Annotated in this window: 17 protein-coding genes and 1 pseudogene; 11 read left to right on the top strand and 7 right to left on the bottom strand. The window is 74.4% G+C overall.

Features of this window, described 5'->3' with window-relative positions; all coding sequences use genetic code 11:
* Positions 1–22 precede the first annotated feature (22 nt).
* Together HZZ00_RS01625 and HZZ00_RS01620 are read left to right on the top strand one after the other, a co-directional pair.
* Entirely contained in the window at positions 23–2,614 is a 2,592-nt protein-coding gene (locus HZZ00_RS01625; RefSeq protein ID WP_180330533.1) for a helicase C-terminal domain-containing protein, read from the top strand.
* A gap of 117 nt (positions 2,615–2,731) precedes the next feature.
* Positions 2,732–4,380 (top strand): annotated as a pseudogene (locus HZZ00_RS01620) (DNA repair helicase XPB).
* Between the two features lie 21 nt (positions 4,381–4,401).
* Here HZZ00_RS01620 and HZZ00_RS01615 read toward each other — a convergent pair.
* Complete coding sequence (locus HZZ00_RS01615; RefSeq protein WP_180330532.1) at positions 4,402–4,584, bottom strand: hypothetical protein; 183 nt, start codon at positions 4,582–4,584, stop codon at positions 4,402–4,404.
* A gap of 127 nt (positions 4,585–4,711) precedes the next feature.
* Between HZZ00_RS01615 and HZZ00_RS01610 the strand changes: the two genes are divergently transcribed.
* The 4 genes from HZZ00_RS01610 to HZZ00_RS01595 all read left to right on the top strand — a co-directional run bounded on the left by HZZ00_RS01610 (position 4,712) and on the right by HZZ00_RS01595 (position 9,304).
* Complete coding sequence (locus HZZ00_RS01610; RefSeq protein WP_180330531.1) at positions 4,712–5,491, top strand: hypothetical protein; 780 nt, start codon at positions 4,712–4,714, stop codon at positions 5,489–5,491.
* 215 nt (positions 5,492–5,706) lie between these two features.
* Positions 5,707–7,758 carry a UvrD-helicase domain-containing protein gene (locus HZZ00_RS01605; protein ID WP_180330530.1) on the top strand — a complete coding sequence of 684 codons (2,052 nt, stop codon included), beginning with the start codon at positions 5,707–5,709 and terminating at the stop codon, positions 7,756–7,758.
* Positions 7,759–7,854: 96 nt separating this feature from the next.
* On the top strand, positions 7,855–8,106 hold the full coding sequence (locus HZZ00_RS01600; RefSeq protein ID WP_070024484.1) for a hypothetical protein: 252 nt from the start codon (positions 7,855–7,857) through the stop codon (positions 8,104–8,106).
* Positions 8,107–8,119: 13 nt separating this feature from the next.
* On the top strand, positions 8,120–9,304 hold the full coding sequence (locus HZZ00_RS01595; protein WP_180330529.1) for a flotillin family protein: 1,185 nt from the start codon (positions 8,120–8,122) through the stop codon (positions 9,302–9,304).
* A 127-nt stretch (positions 9,305–9,431) separates the two neighbouring features.
* Here the strand turns inward: HZZ00_RS01595 and HZZ00_RS01590 are convergent, their stop codons facing one another.
* Both HZZ00_RS01590 and HZZ00_RS01585 read right to left on the bottom strand, forming a co-directional pair.
* The gene (locus HZZ00_RS01590; protein WP_180330528.1) at positions 9,432–10,130 is read right to left on the bottom strand and encodes a copper homeostasis protein CutC; all 699 of its coding nucleotides are present in this window, start codon (positions 10,128–10,130) and stop codon (positions 9,432–9,434) included.
* Between the two features lie 108 nt (positions 10,131–10,238).
* Positions 10,239–10,907, bottom strand: a complete 669-nt coding sequence (locus HZZ00_RS01585) for a maleylpyruvate isomerase family mycothiol-dependent enzyme (RefSeq protein WP_180330527.1) — start codon at positions 10,905–10,907, stop codon at positions 10,239–10,241.
* Between the two features lie 57 nt (positions 10,908–10,964).
* On the opposite strand from HZZ00_RS01585, the gene HZZ00_RS01580 reads away from it, so the two are divergent.
* Together HZZ00_RS01580 and HZZ00_RS01575 are read left to right on the top strand one after the other, a co-directional pair.
* Positions 10,965–11,609 carry a hypothetical protein gene (locus HZZ00_RS01580; protein ID WP_180330526.1) on the top strand — a complete coding sequence of 215 codons (645 nt, stop codon included), beginning with the start codon at positions 10,965–10,967 and terminating at the stop codon, positions 11,607–11,609.
* A gap of 26 nt (positions 11,610–11,635) precedes the next feature.
* A complete protein-coding gene (locus HZZ00_RS01575; protein ID WP_257585604.1) occupies positions 11,636–12,706 on the top strand; it encodes a GNAT family N-acetyltransferase in 1,071 nt (356 codons plus the stop codon).
* Positions 12,707–12,733: 27 nt separating this feature from the next.
* Here HZZ00_RS01575 and HZZ00_RS01570 read toward each other — a convergent pair whose 3' ends face one another.
* Together HZZ00_RS01570 and HZZ00_RS01565 are read right to left on the bottom strand one after the other, a co-directional pair.
* Positions 12,734–13,012, bottom strand: coding sequence for a DUF4031 domain-containing protein (locus tag HZZ00_RS01570; RefSeq protein WP_146466870.1), 279 nt, complete (start codon positions 13,010–13,012; stop codon positions 12,734–12,736).
* A 7-nt stretch (positions 13,013–13,019) separates the two neighbouring features.
* Complete coding sequence (locus tag HZZ00_RS01565) at positions 13,020–13,403, bottom strand: hypothetical protein (protein ID WP_070024007.1); 384 nt, start codon at positions 13,401–13,403, stop codon at positions 13,020–13,022.
* A 56-nt stretch (positions 13,404–13,459) separates the two neighbouring features.
* Between HZZ00_RS01565 and HZZ00_RS01560 the strand changes: the two genes are divergently transcribed.
* Both HZZ00_RS01560 and murQ read left to right on the top strand, forming a co-directional pair.
* Positions 13,460–14,365, top strand: coding sequence for a MurR/RpiR family transcriptional regulator (locus HZZ00_RS01560; RefSeq protein ID WP_180330525.1), 906 nt, complete (start codon positions 13,460–13,462; stop codon positions 14,363–14,365).
* A gap of 61 nt (positions 14,366–14,426) precedes the next feature.
* Positions 14,427–15,350 (top strand): N-acetylmuramic acid 6-phosphate etherase, encoded by a 924-nt coding sequence (gene murQ, locus HZZ00_RS01555; RefSeq protein WP_180330524.1) that lies wholly within the window; start codon positions 14,427–14,429, stop codon positions 15,348–15,350.
* A gap of 801 nt (positions 15,351–16,151) precedes the next feature.
* Here murQ and HZZ00_RS01550 read toward each other — a convergent pair.
* Positions 16,152–16,799 carry a bifunctional 2-polyprenyl-6-hydroxyphenol methylase/3-demethylubiquinol 3-O-methyltransferase UbiG gene (locus tag HZZ00_RS01550; RefSeq protein ID WP_180330523.1) on the bottom strand — a complete coding sequence of 216 codons (648 nt, stop codon included), beginning with the start codon at positions 16,797–16,799 and terminating at the stop codon, positions 16,152–16,154.
* Between the two features lie 78 nt (positions 16,800–16,877).
* Here HZZ00_RS01550 and HZZ00_RS01545 point away from each other — a divergent pair, with 78 nt between their 5' ends.
* Positions 16,878–17,447: a hypothetical protein gene (locus HZZ00_RS01545; RefSeq protein ID WP_180330522.1), complete on the top strand. Its 570-nt coding sequence runs from the start codon at positions 16,878–16,880 to the stop codon at positions 17,445–17,447.
* A gap of 82 nt (positions 17,448–17,529) precedes the next feature.
* Here HZZ00_RS01545 and HZZ00_RS01540 read toward each other — a convergent pair whose 3' ends face one another.
* Entirely contained in the window at positions 17,530–18,657 is a 1,128-nt protein-coding gene (locus HZZ00_RS01540) for an NADH:flavin oxidoreductase (RefSeq protein ID WP_180330521.1), read from the bottom strand.
* Positions 18,658–18,824: the final 167 nt, after the last annotated feature.

Below are 18,824 nucleotides of genomic sequence, written 5' to 3'. Positions count from 1 at the left end.
ACAACCCGCTACCGTTGGCCGGATGAGCCAAGAGGCCAACCCAGCCCCTCGGTCCCTCGCGGAGGCCCTCCGCGCCAGGGACGACGCCTCCCTGGCCGCGCTGCTGCGCAGCCGCCCGGACCTCATCACGCCCGTCCCCACCGATCTGACCCAGCTGGCCACCCGGGCCGGCACCCGGGCCTCGGTGCTGCGGGCGCTGGAGCGGCTGGACCGGTTCGCGCTCCAGACCGCACAGGCGCTGGCCGTGGCCCCGGACCCAGCCCCTTACCCCACCCTGCTCGGGCTGATGGCCGGGGACGCCGGGGACGAGACGGTGGCCGCCGCGCTGCCCCGCGCCCTCGGCACGCTGCGCGAACAGGCGCTGGTGTGGGGCGACGACGAACGGCTGCGCCTGGTGCGCACCGCCCGCGAACTGCTCGCGCCCTCCGCGCAGCACCCCTCGCCGACCGGTCTGGGGCCCACCGTGTCGGAGGCCACCTCGGGCATGTCCCCGGGGCGGATCCAGGAGATCGTGACCACCGCGGGGCTGGCCTCGACACACGACTCGGTGTCGGCGGTGGCCGCGCTGACCGCCCTGTTCACCGACCGGAAGAAGATGTCCCGGCTGCTCGCCGGGGCCCCGGACGCCTCCCGGGAGGTGCTGTCCCGGCTGGTGTGGGGGCCGCCGTACGGGCAGGTCACCCCGGAACCGGCCGCCCATCTGCGCTGGCTGCTGGACCGGGGGCTGCTGCTGCCGACCGCTCCGGGCACCGTCGTACTGCCCCGCGAGGTGGCCCTGCATCTGCGCGCGGGCCGCGCCCACCGCGAGCCCGAGCCGCTGCCGCCGGCGGTGGAGCCGGCCGCCGCCCACCGTCCACAGGTTGTGGACGCTACGGCCGCCGGGCAGGCCCACACCGCCCTCGCCACCGTCGAGGAGCTGCTGGCGGACTGGAACGAGGGCGGGCCCGCGGTGCTGCGGGCCGGGGGCCTGAGCGTGCGCGATCTGAAGCGGACCGCCATCGCCCTGGACGCGCCCGAGCCGGTCGCCGCGTTCTGGGTCGAACTCGCCTACGCGGCGGGCCTGCTGGCCTCCGACGGCGAGGCCGACGAACGCTATGCCGCCACCCCCTTCTACGACGAGTGGCTGGAGCGGCCACCGGCCGAGCGCTGGGCGCGGCTCGCCCAGGCCTGGCTGACGGGCACCCGGACGTCCGGTCTGGTCGGTGGCCGGGACGCGAAGGACCGGACACTCTCCGCGCTCGGCCCGGGCCTGGACCGCTCGGCCGCGCCCGAGGTGCGGCACCGGGTGCTGACCCTGCTGGCCGGACTGCCCGCGGGCACCGCCCCCGACCCGGACTCGGTCCTCGCCCGGCTGCGCTGGGAACGCCCCCTGCGCGGTGCCGCGTCCACCGCCCGGACCGGCACGGAGGGCGGCACCGAGGACCTCCGCGCCCGCCTCGCCCGCTGGACCCTCTCGGAGGCGGAACTGCTGGGGGTCACGGGCCGGGGCGCCCTGTCCGCCCACGGCCGGGCCCTGCTGGGGGCACCGGCACCGGGCGGCCCCGCCGGTACCGCCGACGCGGGCGGCCCGGCCGGGACGGGCGAGCCCAGCGGCCCCGGGGACAAGCTCCCCGTCCACCACCGCACGACGCCGCAGCCCCCGCCGCCCGCCCTTCTCTCCCCCGCCGAGCAGGCCACCGCCGCCGCGGCCGCGGCCCGCGTCCTCGCGCCGCTGCTGCCCGAGCCCCTGGACCACGTACTGCTCCAGGCGGATCTGACCGCGGTGGCGCCGGGCCCGCTGGAGCGGCCGCTCGCCGAGACGCTCGGGGTGCTCGCGGACGTGGAGTCCAAGGGCGGCGCGACCGTGTACCGGTTCACCCCGGGGTCGGTGCGGCGCGCGCTGGACGCCGGGCGGACCGCCGCCGACCTGCACGACTTCCTCGCCCGGCACTCGCGCACCCCGGTCCCGCAGCCGCTCGCCTACCTGATCGACGACGTGGCCCGCAGACACGGCCATCTGCGGGTGGGCGCCGCCTCGGCGTACGTCCGCTGTGACGACGACGCCCTGCTGAACGAGATCCTCGCCGACAAGCGCGCCGCCGCCCTGCGCCTGCGCCGCCTCGCCCCCACCGTGCTGGCCGCGCAGACCGACCCGGCCGCCCTGCTGGAGGGACTGCGCGCGATGGGCTTCGCGCCCGCCGCCGAGTCCGCCGAGGGCGATGTCCTGATCGCCCGCGCGCACGCCCACCGCACCCCGCCCCGCACCGCGCCGGAGCCGGTGCCGGAGGGACCGCCGACGCCCGACGCCACCCTGCTCACGGCCGCGATCCGCGCCATCCGGGCCGGCGACCTGGCCGCCACTGCCCCCCGCAAACCGGCCGGGGCCGACCCGGCGGCCGGCGAGCTGCCCCGCACCTCCTCCGCCGAGACCCTCGCCACCGTGCAGGCCGCGGTGCTCACCGGGGAGTCCCTGTGGATCGGCTACGTCAACGCCGAGGGCGCCGCCAGCCAGCGCGTCATCGCCCCGGTCCGGGTGGAGGGCGGCTTCGTGACCGCGTACGACCACACGGCCGACGAGGTGCGCACCTACCCGCTGCACCGCATCACGGGGGTGGCGGAACTCGCCGGGGAGTGAGCCTGGACCGGCACCCGGGCCCGCGTGGCGCCCGCGGCCCTCCGTGATCGCCGCCGGATGGGGCACACTGGACGTTTGGCCGTAGTGGGAGGCCGTAGTGGAAAGGGTGTACCGCGCGTGAATGGTCCACTGATCGTCCAGTCCGACAAGACCCTGCTCCTGGAAGTCGACCACGAGCGCGCCGACGACTGCCGCCGGGCCATCGCGCCGTTCGCCGAGCTGGAGCGGGCCCCGAGCACATCCACACCTACCGGGTGACACCGCTCGGCCTGTGGAACGCGCGGGCCGCGGGGCACGACGCGGAGCAGGTCGTGGACGCGCTGGTGCAGTACAGCCGCTATCCGGTGCCGCACGCGCTGCTGGTGGACATCGCCGAGACGATGGACCGCTACGGCCGCCTCACCCTCTCCAAGCACCCCGCGCACGGACTGGTCCTGACGACCACGGACCGGCCGGTGCTGGAGGAGGTGCTGAAGTCCAAGCGGATCGCCCCGCTGGTCGGTGCCCGGATCGACCCCGACACCGTGGTGGTCCACCCCTCCGAGCGCGGGCAGATCAAGCAGACGCTGCTGAAGCTCGGCTGGCCGGCCGAGGACCTCGCCGGTTACGTGGACGGCGAGGCGCACCCCATCGAGCTGCACGAGGACGGCTGGGCGCTGCGGCCGTACCAGCGGCAGGCGGTGGAGAACTTCTGGCACGGCGGCAGTGGTGTCGTCGTCCTGCCCTGTGGCGCGGGCAAGACGCTGGTGGGCGCGGCCTCCATGGCCGAGGCGAAGTCGACCACGCTCATCCTGGTCACCAACACCGTCTCCGCCCGGCAGTGGAAGCACGAGCTGGTGAAGCGGACGTCGCTGACCGAGGACGAGATCGGCGAGTACAGCGGCACCCGCAAGGAGATCCGCCCGGTCACCATCGCGACCTACCAGGTGCTGACCACCCGGCGGAAGGGCGTCTATCCGCACCTGGAGCTGTTCGACTCCCGGGACTGGGGTCTGATCGTCTACGACGAGGTGCATCTGCTGCCGGCTCCCGTCTTCAAGTTCACCGCCGATCTCCAGGCACGGCGGCGGCTGGGGCTGACCGCCACGCTGGTGCGCGAGGACGGCCGCGAGTCGGACGTGTTCTCCCTGATCGGGCCCAAGCGGTTCGACGCGCCCTGGAAGGAGATCGAGGCGCAGGGCTACATCGCGCCCGCCGACTGCGTCGAGGTCCGGGTGAACCTGACGGAGTCCGAGCGGCTGGCGTACGCCACGGCCGAGACGGAGGAGAAGTACCGCTTCTGCGCCACCACGGACACCAAGCGGAAGGTCACGGAGGCGATCGTCCGCCGGTTCGCGGGCCAGCAGGTCCTCGTCATCGGCCAGTACATCGATCAACTCGACGAACTGGGCGAGCACTTGAACGCCCCGGTCATCAAGGGCGAGACCTCCAACGCCCAGCGCGAGAAGCTGTTCGACGCCTTCCGCGAGGGCGAGATCAACGTGCTGGTGGTGTCCAAGGTCGCCAACTTCTCCATCGACCTGCCCGAGGCCACGGTCGCCATCCAGGTGTCCGGCACCTTCGGCTCCCGCCAGGAGGAGGCCCAGCGGCTCGGCCGGGTGCTGCGGCCCAAGGCCGACGGCCACCAGGCCCACTTCTACTCGGTCGTCGCCCGCGACACCATCGACCAGGACTTCGCCGCCCACCGCCAGCGCTTCCTGGCCGAGCAGGGCTACGCCTACCGGATCATGGACGCCGACGAACTGCTGTCGGAGACGGAGGGCTGACCGGCACGGGGGCGGGCGCCGTCACGCCCGGCGTATGCCAGCCTCTTCGCCGTACTCGCCGAGGATCACCACGCCGAACGCCGCCTCGGCGAACACCTTCAGGGCGCGCAGGGCGCTGCCGAGGAGGTGACGCGGGGCGCCGTCCACGGCCGTGGCCCCGGCCGGGGGCCGGGCGGAGGAGGGGGAAACGGTTGCTGCGCTCATGTCTCCATGGTGGAACCGTCCGCCTCGCGGGGGTATCGGCCCACAGGCCCAATTCCCCGAGCCGCCGCCTACGCCCCCGGGTGGACCCCGCCCCTACTCCGGCCCGCACCCGTCCCCTAGGGAAACGGTGACCATCGCCGCTCGTCTCGTCACCACCGTCGCCGCTCCGCTGGACCCCGCGGCCGCACAGGCTCCGCGGGTGCTGCACCTGCCCGGGCGCAGGCTCCTCGTACAGCGAGGCGACACCGAGGTGGTGGCCGTCGACCTGGACGCGTCCTCGGCCGGCGACGAGGAACCGTGGGTGGTCCTGGACGCCGCGGACGGCAGGGTGCCGGGGCGTGCGCGGACCATGACCGTGGCGTCCGGATCGGAGCACACCCCGCGCCCGGACCCCGCGCGGATGGGGCTGAGCGTCGGCGAGGGCGAGGAGGGGTCGCCCGTGCTGTGGGGACACTGGGACGGGCGGCGGCTGGCCGCCGAGCGCATCGGCGTCGAGCGGATCCTCCTCGCGGCGAGCCCGTCCGGCCGGCGCCTGCTGACCGTCGACACCGGGCAGTGGTCCCTCGCCCTCCACCGGACGGAGGACGGCTCGGTGCTGCGCGAACTGGACGCCCAGGGCACCGTGCCGGACCACCCGGGGAGCACCGGCGAGGGCCGGGTTCACTGGGACCACGACGCGGCCTTCGTCGACGAGGACACCCTGATCGCCGGGACCTCCGAGTGCGACGCCCGGTACGGCGGCGCCCGCCACTGGCTGGTCGACGCGCGTGAGATGCCCCTTCGCGGCGAGATCTCCTACCCCGTTCCCGTCTCCGGGCCCGCCCGCCCGGCGGGGGACGGCGCCTGGTACACGGTCTCCGGGGACGGGGCCCTGGTGCGGCTGTGGGAGCCGGACCGGGAGGACTGACGCAGGCCCGGCGCCGTCCGCGGCGGCCCGCGGACCGGCCGGACCGGCCGCGGGATATTCATTGGCGTTCGCCACGGCGCCTCACTACAATCCTCCCCCTTGCCCGCCTCCCCTCCCCGGAGTGCCGCCGTCCGGCCGGAAACCGGACGGCACGTCGTCCCGCACGACCTCGTCACCGTCGTACCGCCCGTAGCAGGACCACCGGAGGCACCCCCTTGTCCACGTCCGCCCACGACCAGGCCGTCGACCCCCTCTCCCGCGAGCGCTCGCACCTCGCCGAATCCCGCGCCGCCCTGCGCGCCATGCGGGAGGACGTGGAGGCGCTGGACATCCGGGACGTCACCGCCAACTGGGTCAACGCCGAAGTGCTCAGCCGCCAGATCGACGACCGCATCAAGGCGCTGGCCGACCTCAGCGACACCCCGCTGTTCTTCGGCCGGCTCGACTACCTGCACGCACCGGGGGCGGAGCAGGCCGAGGGCGCGCAGGGCGAGCAGTTCTACATCGGGCGGCGGCACGTGCACGACGCCGACGGCGACCCCATGGTCATCGACTGGCGCGCCCCGGTCTCCCAGCCGTTCTACCGGGCCTCGAAGAAGGACCCGATGGACATCGGGCTGCGCCGCCGCTTCGGCTACACCGGCGGCGACCTGACCGCGTACGAGGACGAGCGGCTGTCCGACCCCGCCGAGGCGGCCACCACCAGCAAGCTGCTCCAGCAGGAGATCGAGCGCCCGCGCGTCGGCCCGATGCGCGACATCGTCGCCACCATCCAGCCCGAGCAGGACGAGATCGTCCGCAGCGGGCTGGGCGGCACGGTCTGCGTCCAGGGCGGTCCCGGCACCGGTAAGACCGCCGTCGGCCTGCACCGCGTGGCGTACCTGCTGTACGCGCACCGGGAGCGCCTCGCCCGCACCGGCACCCTGGTCATCGGCCCGAACAAGTCGTTCCTGCACTACATCGAACAGGTGCTGCCGGCCCTCGGCGAGCTGTCCGTGCAGCAGGCCACCGTGGACGACCTGGTGGCGCAGGTGGAGGTGCGCGGCACCGACGAGGCGGCCGCCGCGGTGGTCAAGGGCGACGCCCGGATGGCCGAGGTGCTGCGCCGGGCCCTGTACTCGTACGTGACCATGCCGACCGAGCCCGTGGTGGTCGTGCGCGGGTCGCGGCGCTGGCGGGTTCCGGCGTACGAACTGGAGGAGCTGGTCCGGCAGTTGCTGGACCGGGACATCCGGTACGGCGCCGCCCGCGAGGCCCTGCCGCAGCGGATCGCGCACGCGGTGCTGGTGCAGATGGAGCGGGCCGGCGAGGCACCGGACGACCGGGTGCAGGACGCGGTGGCGCGCAACAGCGCGGTGAAGGCGGCCGTGAAGGCGATCTGGCCGGCCGTCGACCCGGCGAAGCTGGTGCTGCGGCTGCTCTGCGAGCCGGAGTTCCTCGCCGAGCACGCCGAGGGCGTCCTGGACGAGGACGAGCAGAAGACGATCCTGTGGGCCAAGCCCGCGCGCAGCGTGAAGTCGGCCAAGTGGTCGGCCGCGGACGCGGTGCTGATCGACGAGGCGGCCGACCTGATCCAGCGCACGCACTCGCTCGGGCACGTGGTCCTGGACGAGGCGCAGGACCTCTCCCCGATGCAGTACCGCGCGGTGGGCCGCCGCTGCACCACGGGCAGCGCCACCGTGCTGGGCGACCTGGCGCAGGGCACGACGCCCTGGGCGACGCGGAGTTGGCACGAGGCGCTGGCCCACCTGGGCAAACCGGACGGTGTCATCGAGGAGTTGACGGCCGGTTTCCGTGTGCCGACCGACGTCATCACGTACGCCTCCCGGCTGCTCCCGCACATCGCGCCCGGTCTGACCCCGGTCGCCTCCGTCCGTGAGAACCCGGGCTTCTTCGAGGTCCGCCCGATCGACACCACGGAGCAAGTCGTCGCGGCCTGCGATGAGTTGCTGCGCAACGAGGGCTCGACGGGACTGATCGCCGCCGATGCCCGGATCCCGGCGCTGGCCGAGGCGCTGACGGCGGCGGGCATCGGGTACCTGGCGCCGGGCGAGGAGACCACCCGCGAGACCCGGCTGACCCTGGTGCCGGCCTCGCTCGCCAAGGGCCTGGAGTACGACTACGTGGTGCTCGACGAGCCGCAGGCCGTGGTGGACGGCGAACCGGACGAGCGGACCGGGCTGCGGCGCCTGTACGTGGCCCTCACCCGAGCGGTCTCCGGACTGGTCGTGACCCATGCGGCACCCCTGCCGGAGCAACTCGTCTAGACCGGTACACGGCCGTTCCCTCCCACCCGTTGGTCCCCGGCCCGACTGGGGCTATCGTCGGAATCCTGAGGCCAGGGCGAGGGAGGACGGCCGGTGATGCCGCAGGACGAGGCCGTGATCGGCTGCACGGGGAAGGTCCTCATCGGAACGCGTGGCTCCGCGGGACCGGGCGAGATCCTGGTCCGGGTCAGAGGCGGTTCCGAGACGTTCCTCGCCTGGTCGGAGGAGCCCCTTCCGCCGGGCGCGACGGTCCTCGTGATCGAATCACGGGGTTCTCGCGCGGTCGGCGTCATCGAGTGGGCCGATCCATTGGACGCGCTCGGCGGCGGCGCCGCCGACGCCTGCTGAGGAGTACGAGAAAATGTTCGGATACCGCGTACCCGCGCCCGACGAGGCGATGCTGATCTCGGGCGGGCGACGGGGACTGGGGGGCGCGCCGTTCCGAGTGGTGACGGGCCACGGCAAGTTCGTGGTGCCGTTCTTCCGCAAGACCCGCTTCCTCTCCCTCGCGATGTGCGAGTCGGAGGTCACCGAGACCTGTGTGACCAAGCAGGGCATCGCCCTGCACGTGCGCGCGGTCATCGCCTTCAAGGTCGGCAACGACCACGAGAGCATCATCAACGCGGGCCAGCGCTTCCTCTCCGACCAGGACCAGATGTCGGTGCTCACCGGCCGGATCTTCGCCGGCCACCTGCGCGCGATCATCGGCTCGATGACCGTCGAGGAGATCGTCACCGAACGGCAGAAGCTGGCCGCGGAGGTGCTGGACACCTCCAAGACCGAGATGGCCAAGATCGGCCTGATCGTGGACTCGCTCCAGATCCAGTCGATCGACGACGGCGACACCGGCTACATCGACGCGATGTCCGCCCCGCACAAGGCGGCCATCCAGCGCCAGGCGCAGATCGCGCAGGCGCAGGCCACACAGGCGGCGGTGGAGGCGGAGCAGGAGGCGGCCCGCCGGCAGGCGGAGTACGCCCGGCAGACCGCCGTCGTCAAGGCCGAGTACTCGGCCGAGGTGGACCGTGCGCAGGCGCAGGCGGCGCAGGCCGGTCCGCTGGCGCAGGCGCACGCGCAGCGGGAGGTGCTGGACGCGCAGACCGAGTTGGCCGAGCGGCAGGCGCTGCTGCGGCAGAAGCAGCTGGTGGCGGAGGTCGTGAAGCCGGCCGAGGCGGAGGCGGAGCGGGTGCGCATCCTCGCGGCGGCGGAGGCCCAGCGGATGAAGATCCAGGCGGAGGCGGCGGCCTCGTACGACCGGGTCGCGCTGGACCGGATGCTGATCGACCAGCTGCCGCAGATCGTGAAGGAGGCGGCCGGCGGTCTGTCCGGCGCCAACGTCAACGTCCTGAACGGCGCGGACGGCCTCGGCGAGATCGCGGCCGGCCTGGTCTCCCAGGGCCTGACCATCCTGGACTCCGTCCGGCAGAACCTCGGCAGCCAGGAGTCCGACGGCCACCGCACCGAGGAGAACCGGAACAACAGCCTGCTCCAGCTGCACTCGGGCAAGAACAAGAAGTCGGACGACGGCCCGGTGGACGTCGACTGACGACCGCCCGGCGCACCCTGACCGCCCCGCTCCCGTACTGGTCTCCCGGCCGGGGGCGGGGCGGCCCGCGTCGGGGCAGGGCTCACGCGGCGCGTCCCGGGCCCGGTGCCCGGTGCCCGGTGAGGTCCTAGCCGGCCGCTCCGTCCAGGACCCGGCGCCACTCCTTGACGGATGCCTCGGACACCGGTCCGCGCCAGCCCTGGGGGCGGGCCGCGCCGCCGATGTGGAAGGCGTCGAGGCCGGCGGCGAGCAGGGGCGGGACGTGGTCCAGGCGCAGCCCGCCGCCGACGAGGATGGTCTGGTCGTAGCCGGGTTCGCCCTGGCGGCCGAACTCGGCGAGCAGGGTGGGCAGCCCCTCGTCCACGCCGGTGGCGGAGCCTGCGGTGAGGTAGGTGTCGAGGCCGGGCAGATCGGCGAGCTGCTTGCGCAGGGCGTCGCGGTCGGCGGCGCGGTCGATGGCGCGGTGGAAGGTCCACCGGCAGCCGTCCAGCGCGGCGACGACCCGCTCCACGGCGGCCAGGTCCACCGCGCCGTCCGCGTCGAGGAAGCCGAGCACGAACTGGTCGGCGCCCGCCGACCGCATCTCGTCCGCCACGCGGAGCAGCCGCTCCACGGCACCGGCCGCGAACCCGTCCGCCAGGCGGAGCATCACGCGCAGCTCGATGTCCACGGCGGCGCGAATGCCGGCGACGGTGGCGGCGGACGGGGTGAGCCCGTCGGCCGCCATCTCGGTGACCAGCTCCAGGCGATCCGCACCCCCGGCCTGGGCGGCGACCGCGTCCTCGATGTCGAGGGCGATCACCTCCAGGACTGCACGCTTGCTCATGGCACCCCATTCATCGCGGCCAAAGATCCGACTAAAGGTCTAGTCCAATTTAAGGGTACGCCGACGGGAAGGCGCCAGTACGCCACCGGGAAACCGCCCGGCCGCCGCTCAGCCGAACACGTTCAGCTCCGCCACCGTCGCGCCCGCCAGCTCGTACCCGCGGCCGTCGACCGAACGGCCCGAGTAGAGCCGTACGAGGGTGGGGGCGTCGCCGATGTAGCGCGCGGGCGGGGCACCCGGGGCGGTGGCGCCCAGCCGCAGCGGCTCGTCCAGTTCGTCCAGGTCGGCGTGGAGGGGCACGTGGTCCAGCACACGGGTGTACCGGGCCAGCAGATCGAGGGCGTACGGCAGGCCCGCGCCCGCGTACGCGCCCGGCGCGCCGAGCACCTCCCGGACGTCCCCCGCGTGCACCCACTCGCCGAGGGCGACGGCGTCCAGACGCCCGTCCCCGCGTGCGAGCACCGCGCCGGCCTCGGTCATCCCGCGTTCCAGCTCGTCCACCACCTGGCCGTCGGTCCATGCGGCGCGCTCGGCGATGTCCCGGTCGTTGGCCTCCGGCGAGAACACCCCCTTCTCGAACCGCCGCTCCACCACCCGGCTCAGCACGGCGGAACAGTGGGCCAGCACATCCCGCACGGTCCAGCCCGGACACGCGGGCACCGGCAGGGCGAAGTCGGCGGCGGGCCGGGCACGCAGCAGCGGTATCAGGGCGTCCCGCTCGATCGTCAGCAGCCGCCCGGGCAGTTCGGGATCCCGTCCCTCGCGCAGATCAGTCATGCGCCCAAGCTAGGGTGCCATCCCCCGCCCGCACCGCCCGAACGCGAGAATGGGCCCATGGCCGACCTCGACGCCCTCCGCACCCGCTTCGCCCGCGCCCTGGAGGCGGCCCGCGCCCCGGGCGGCGGGCCGGACCCCGCGCCCTACGCCGACAACCTCCTCGCCCGCTGGCAGGAGCCCCAGCGCCGCTACCACACGCTCGCGCACCTGACCGCGGTCCTCGACCACGTCGACACGCTGGCGCGGTACGCGGCCGATCCGGACGTCGTACGGCTGGCCGCCTGGTTCCACGACGCCGTCTATCTGCCGGAGCGCTCGGAGAACGAGGAGCGGTCGGCGCGGCTGGCCGAGCGGGCCCTGCCGGAGGCGGGGGTGCCGCAGGCGAAGACCGCCGAGGTGGCCCGGCTCGTGCGGCTGACCGTCACGCACGACCCGGCCGACGACGACCGCGACGGCCAGGTGCTGTGCGACGCCGACCTGGCGATCCTCGCCGCGCCCCCGTCGGCGTACGCCGTCTACACCGCCGAGGTCCGCGAGGAGTACCACTTCGTCCCCAACGACGCCTTCCACCAGGGGCGTTCCGACATCCTGCGCCAACTCCTGGCCCTGCCGCGGCTGTTCCGCACGCCGTACGGCCGGGAGCACTGGGAGGCCACGGCCCGCTACAACCTCGCCGCCGAACTGGAAATGCTCTCGCCCTGACCGTGGCCGCCCTCTAGGGTGCGGCCATGCGAGCGATGAGCGGCGACCAGGTGAACGAGGCCGTGGCCGGGTGTGTGGCCGTACTGCGGGAGGCGGTGGGGCGGGACTGGCACGGCGTGCGGGCCGGGCGGGTGGAGTGGGACTGCCACACCACCGCCGTGCACGTCGCGGACGACCTCGTGGCGTACGCCGCCAACCTGGCCGGACGCGCACGGGACGCCTACATACCCTTCGAGCTGAAGCCGGACGAGGGCACCGGCAACGCGGGACTGCTCCAGGTCCTGGAGGCCACCGGCGCGCTGCTCGCCGCCGCCGTGGCCACCGCGCCGCCGGACGTCCGCGCCTTCCACCCCTACCCGTTCCGCGCCGCCGACCGCCACGGCTTCGCCGCGATGGGCGTCGCCGAAGTCCTGCTCCACACCCACGACATGGCCGAGGGCCTCGGTCTGGCCTACGAGCCGCCCGCCGAACTCGCCGAGTCGGTCCTGACAACGATCTTCCCGCACGTCCAGCCCGGCCCGGAGCCCTGGCCGACCCTGCTGTGGGCGACCGGCCGCGGCGAGCTGCCCGGCCGGGACCCGGTCACCGGATGGCGCTGGTACAACAACCTCGTCCTGTCCACCGAGCGCCTCACCCTCACCGGCGTCCGCCCGGCCGCCGCCCGCGATCTCGCCCTCGGCGGCGACGGCGGCTTCGACTGGCTCGGCGACGGCCCCGAGGAGGGCACCCGGGACGCCGCCCGGATGCTGGTGAAGGCGTACGAAGCCGGTGTCCACCGGCCCGAGTTCACCTCCTTCGTCCTCGTCCGCGCCGAGGACGGCCGCGCGGTCGGCGCCCTCGGCTTCCACGGCGCCCCGGACGAGGACGGGCGGGTGGAGATCGGCTACAACCTGGTCGAGGACGCCCGCGGCCGGGGGTACGCCACGGAGGCGCTGCGCGCACTGGCCGGATGGGCGCTGGCCCGCGACGACGTACGGACGCTGTACGCGCGGGCCCGGAAGGACAACGCCGCCTCCCAGAACGTCCTCACGCGCGCCGGGTTCGAGCCGCTGGGCGCGCTCGACGACCGGCTCCTGGCCTACGGGCTGCACGCGTGAACGCGGGCCGGTGCGGGCCCGGGGCGCCTACGAGATCCCCCGCCGCACCAGCCCCTTGGGCCGCCGCAGCCCCGACGCCCGCAGCAGCCGCACCACTTCGCGGCTGCTGACCTCCACCGCGCCGGCCGCCACCGCGTCGGCGTACCGGTGCGCCGGCAGGTCGTAGTGGTCGCGTTCGAAGGCCCGCCGGGGCACCCCCAGCCCGTCGGCGAACAGGCGCAGTTCGTCGTACGACACATCGCTCACCAGGTGGGACCACAGGCGGCCGTGCCCCGGCCAGGTGGGCGGGTCGATGTACACCGTCACGGACGCCTCACGCGGACGGCGCCCCGCCGAAGGCCGAGGCGAGCGAACCCACCGCCGCGACCTTCACACCCGCCTTGTGGCACACCCAGTGCGGGTCGGGGCCCAGCTCCGGCTCCACGTCCAGCGCGTGCGGGTCGCCCGAGCCGCAGGCCGGGCACAGCGGCCAGCGGCCGTACCGCTCCAGCAGCGCGTCCTGCACGTCCTGTGCGACCAGGCCGGCCACGTAGCGCACGCCGTCCGGCCACTGCTCGACCCACCAGCGGCGCTGCGCCACGGAGTCCTCGACCAGCGACACCACGTCGGCCTCCGCGACCCGGCCGGCGACCAGATCGGCGAGGACCAGGGCGCGGGCCGCGTGCAGGGCCTGTTCAAGGGGACTGATGGGCTCCATACGACCCATTGTGCGCACTCTTGACCCGGACACCGAACCGAAAATATCTTTCAGAGGTGACCCAGGACGTGAAGGAAAGTTTCGGCAGTCCCGTGGGCTCGCTCGCCGCCAAGGTGCGCACCCTCGCTCCGTCGATGACCCGGTCCATGCAGCGCGTCGCCGAGGCCGTCGCCGGCGACCCGGCCGGCTGCGCCGCCCTCACGGTCACCGGCCTCGCCGAACTGACCGGCACCAGCGAGGCCACGGTCGTGCGCACCGCCCGCCTGCTCGGCTACCCCGGCTACCGGGACCTGCGCCTCGCCCTCGCGGGCCTGGCCGCCCAGCAGCAGTCCGGGCGCGCGCCCGCCATCACCACCGACATCGCCGTGGACGACCCCATCGCCGACGTCGTCGCCAAGCTGGCCTACGAGGAGCAGCAGACCCTCGCCGACACCGCGGCCGGGCTCGACACCGGCCAGCTCGGCGCGGCCGTCACCGCGCTCGCCGGCGCCCGCCGCACCGATGTGTACGGGATAGGCGCGTCCGGGCTCGTGGCCCAGGACCTCACCCAGAAGCTGCTGCGCATAGGGCTCATAGCGCACGCGCACAGCGATCCGCATCTCGCGGTGACCAACGCCGTCCAGCTCCGTTCGGGTGACGTGGCCATCGCGATCACCCACTCCGGCTCGACGGGGGACGTCATCGAGCCGCTGCGGGTCGCCTTCGAACGCGGGGCGACGACGGTGGCGATCACCGGCCGCCCCGACTCACCGGTCACCCAGTACGCCGACCACGTGCTGACCACGTCCACCTCACGGGAGACCGAGCTGCGGCCGGCCGCGATGTCCTCGCGCACCAGCCAACTGCTCGTGGTGGACTGCCTGTTCGTGGGAGTGGCCCAGCGCACGTACGAGACGGCGGCGCCCGCGCTGGCCGCGTCGTACGAGGCGCTGGCGCACCGGCACCGCTCCGCCTCCAGGTGAGCGACCGCACGGGGGAAAACCAGCACCCGAACCGGCATCCGAGACCGAGAGAGCCGCTCCCATGACCACCCAAGACCTGCGCAGCCAGCTGGCCTCGCTGACCACCGAGGCCTTCCGCCCCGAACTCGCCGACATCGACCGGCTGCCCACCCTCGACATCGCCCGCCTGATGAACGGCGAGGACAGCGGCGTGCCCGCCGCCGTCGCCGCCCGGCTGCCGGACATCGCCGCCGCCATCGACGCCGTCGCCGAGCGGATGGCACGCGGCGGCCGGCTGATCTACGCCGGCGCGGGGACCGCCGGGCGGCTCGGCGTCCTGGACGCCTCCGAGTGCCCGCCCACCTTCAACACCGACCCGGCCCAGGTCGTCGGCCTGATCGCGGGCGGCCCCGGGGCGCTGGTCAGCTCCGTCGAGGGCGCGGAGGACTCCGCGGAGCTGGCCCGCGCCGACCTCGACGCCCTCAAGCTCACCGCCGACGACACGGTGGTGGGCGTCTCCGCCTCCGGGCGCACCCCCTACGCCGTCGGCGCCGTCGAACACGCCCGCGCCCAGGGCGCCCTGACCATCGGCCTGGCCTGCAACGAGCACAGCGCGCTGGCGGCCGCCGCCGAGTACGGCATCGAGGTCGTGGTGGGCCCGGAGCTGATCACCGGCTCCACCCGGCTGAAGGCGGGCACGGCGCAGAAACTCGTGCTGAACATGCTGTCGACGATCACGATGATCCGGCTCGGCAAGACCTACGGGAACCTGATGGTCGACGTCCGCGCCTCCAACGCCAAGCTGCGCGCCCGCTCCCGGCGCATCGTCGCGCTGGCCACGGGCGCGGGCGACGAGGAGATCGAGCGGGCCCTGACCGAGTCCGGCGGCGAGGTCAAGAACGCGATCCTCACCCTGCTCGCCGACGTGGACGGCCCGACGGCCGCCCGTCTTCTGGAGGACTCCGGCGGCCATCTGCGCGCCGCGCTCGCCCGGGCGAGCGGCTGACCCGCACGCCCGGGGGCGCACCAGGCCCCCGCCTCCGCCGCGACCGCCGCCCTCCCCCATGCCGGCGGCCCCGCCGACGTCCTGGCGGCCCCGCACCGCACGACCCGGCTGCGGCTGTCCCTCGCGGACGCGGCCCCGTGGACGACACGGGGCCGCGGGCGGTGCCCGGGGTGCTGAGGGTGGTGGCGGACGGGGGTGCCTGCCAGATCGTGCGGGGCCCGGGGGTGGTGGAGGCGGTCACCCCTCAGATGGCGGCGCGGACGGCGCACAGACCTGCGCCCACCCCGGGGCGGCCCTGCGCCGCGTCGCCGACGCCTTCGTCCCCTGGTCCCCGCCCTGACCGGCCGCGGCGCCCTCGCGGGCCTGAACGGCGTGCTCCTGAAATACCGGCCCGCTCCCCGGCCTGACCCCGGCGCTGTCCACGGTGGCCGGGGCCTTCATGGCGCTGACCGCGGTCCTCGTCGGCTACCAGACCGCCCGGGAGTTCGGCGGCACGCCGGTGCTGGGCGCGGCGGTCGCGGCGGTCGTCGTCCACCCGGGGGTGGCGAAGGTGACGGCGTTCGGAGGGCTCGGGGTGCTGGCCGCGCGGGCGGCGCGGCGGGCGAGGCGTTCATCGGTTGCTTCGCGATGCTCGGCACCAGGGTCGACGCGACCGCGATCGGCCCGTCCGGCTGGGCCCGCTTCCCGCCGCTCGCGGGCAACCGGGGCCCGGGCCCGACGGCGGCGGTCCACGCGGGCGGCGGCTACGCGGTCGGCTTCCTCACGACGTACCTCTTCGGCCTGGCGGCCGCGACGAGGCGCTCAGGGGGCCTGCCACACAAGGGTGTACCGCCAGAAGAACCGCCGCCGCAGCCGGGCTCCGGGCAGCAGCCGACGGGCCTGTCCGGCGATCTCCGAGAAGGTCATCCCGGGCTGCCGGGTGGGCGCGGTCATGCCCACGGGCCGCCGGACGGCCGCCCGACCGCGGTTCTTCACCAGGCCGAACAGCGGGTTGAGCGCCAGGGAGACCACCCCCCGCACGTCCTCGTCCCGCGCACACCCCACGACGACCAGCGTCCCGCCGGGGGCCAGCTCCCGCCGGAACCGGGTGAGGGCCTCGGTGAAGGGGAGGTGGTGCAGTACGGCGACACAGGTGATGACGTCGTAGGGGCCGGGCGGCAGCCCGTCGGGGGCGGCGCCGAGGATGTACTCGACATTGGCCACGGCCCCGCCGGACTCCCGCGCGCGCTCCAGGATCTCCGGATCGGTGTCGACCGCGGTCACCCGCTCCGCCCGCCCGGCCAGCGCCCGTGCCAGCTCCCCGGCCCCGCATCCCACGTCGAGGGCCCGTCCGAAGCGGCGTGGCAACCGCCGCAGCAGCCAGGGGTGGAAGTGCGCGTTGTGATCCCAGGGGTAGGTGTCGTTGACCCGCCCCAGCACGTCGGCCAGTCGTCTGCTCGAAGTCACCACGCCCCAGTCCACCACGGCGGGCCCTCGTCCTGGACACTGGGAGGACCCACGGATGCCGCCTATCGACCGGGAACCGCCATGAACCACGCCCAGCTGGCCGCCCTCGGCCGGGCCCTTCGGGTGCTCGGGGAGCACGGAGAGGCGCTGGCCGCCGACACCCCCGACGGACGGCTCCAGGAGATCAGGGCGGATCTGCGCAGGGCGCTGGATCTGCTGGAGGAGAGCGCCGGCACCAACGCGCCGGCCACCCGGTGCGCCGAGCACCCGCAGGGGCCGGTGGACGAGAGCGCGCCCGATCTGTGCCTGCTGTGCGAGACCCGGCGCCGGGCGGCCCGCCGCTCGGAGTACCAGGGACGGCCGGGCCCGGCGCAGCCGGCCGCCTCGGCGCCCTCGCGGTACGGCGTCCGGGAGGACCGCCCGCAGCCCCAGCAGCGGTGGCTGCCGGAGCTGTGGAACGGGCAGGAGTGGCAGCTGTGCGGCACCCCCCGGCGGGACCGGCGGGAGGCCGAGGCCTATCTCGCCGCGCAACGGCGCGGCGCGCGGCCCGCCATGGCCTACCGGCTGGTGCACGAGTTCACCGACTACGAGGTGCTGCGCGTGTGGGGGACGCCGGTGCGCGTCGACATCGAGCCGATGAACAACCTCTAGCGCCCCCGTCCGGACCGCCCCGGCCGAGGGGCTTCCTCGGCCGGGGGCGTCCTCCGTTGCGGGCTGCTCGGTCGAGGGTTCCTCAGCTGAGCGTCTTCAGCGACGCCGCGTCGTACGGCCGCAGCTCGTCGAAGCGCCCGGCGAGCACCTTGGCCGCCCACTGCGGGTCCTGGAGCAGCGCGCGGCCGACCGCGACCATGTCGAACTCGTCGGCCTCCAGCCGGTCGAGGAGGTTGTCGATGGCCTTGACCGGGGAGCCCTCGCCACGGAAGGCGCCGGTGAAGTCGCCGTCGAGGCCGACCGAGCCGACGGTGATGGTCTGCTTGCCGGTGAGCTTCTTGGTCCAGCCCGCGAGGTTGAGGTCGGAGCCGTCGAACTCGGGGAGCCAGTAGCGGCGGGTGGAGGCGTGGAAGACGTCGACGCCGGCCGCGGCGAGCGGGGTCAGGACGGCCTCCAGCTCCTCCGGGGTCTCGGCCAGGCGGGCGTCGTAGTTGTCGGACTTCCACTGCGAGTAGCGGAAGATCACCGGGAACTCCGGGGAGACCGCCTCGCGCACGGCGGCCACGAGCTCCGCCGCGAACCTGGTGCGGGCGACCGGGTCGCCGCCGTACGCGTCGGTGCGGCGGTTGGTGCGCTCCCACAGGAACTGGTCGATGAGGTAGCCGTGGGCGCCGTGCAGCTCGACGCCGTCGAAGCCGATGCGCTCGGCGGCCGCGGCGGCCTCGGCGAACGCGCCGATGACGTCGTCGAGGTCCTGCCGGGTCATCGCCTTGCCCTGGCCCTCGGTGCCGTCCAGGCGGATGCCGGAGGGGCCGACGGCGGGCGCGTCGGCGAACGGCGGCTCGCCCTGCTTGCGCACCATGCCGATGTGCCACAGCTGCGGCACGATGGTGCCGCCCGCCGCGTGCACGTCCTCGGCGACCTTCGCCCAGCCCGCGAGCTGCTCCTCGCCGGAGAACCGCGGGATCCGGTCGCTCTGCCCGGCCGACTCGTGGCCCACGTAGGTGCCCTCGGTGACGATCAGGCCGACGCCGGCGGCGGCGCGGCGCGCGTAGTACGAGCGCACGTCCTCGCCGGGGACGCCGCCCGGGGAGAACATCCGGGTCATCGGCGCCATCGCGATCCGGTTGGGCACGGTGAGGCCGTTGAGGGTGACGGGGCGGGAGAGGATCTGGGCCGCGCGGGAGGCGGCGGGCGTGTCGACGGTCACGTGGGGGACTCCTAAGGCTTCTGACCAACCGGTATGTGAACGTGCATTGTTGTAGACCCTTAAGTAAGCGGTCGCGCGACGGCCCGCATTCCCCCGCCGGTGGCCACGCGTTGTGACCCCGGACACGCCCGAGGGCGGCATTTCCTGTCGTCCGACAGGAAATGCCG

This window comes from Streptomyces sp. NEAU-sy36 (assembly GCF_013423905.1).
GTDB classification, from domain to species: Bacteria; Actinomycetota; Actinomycetes; order Streptomycetales; family Streptomycetaceae; genus Streptomyces; species Streptomyces misionensis.
The sequence above is the reverse complement of the archived record's forward strand: the minus strand, read 5'-3'. Positions and strand labels throughout refer to the sequence as shown.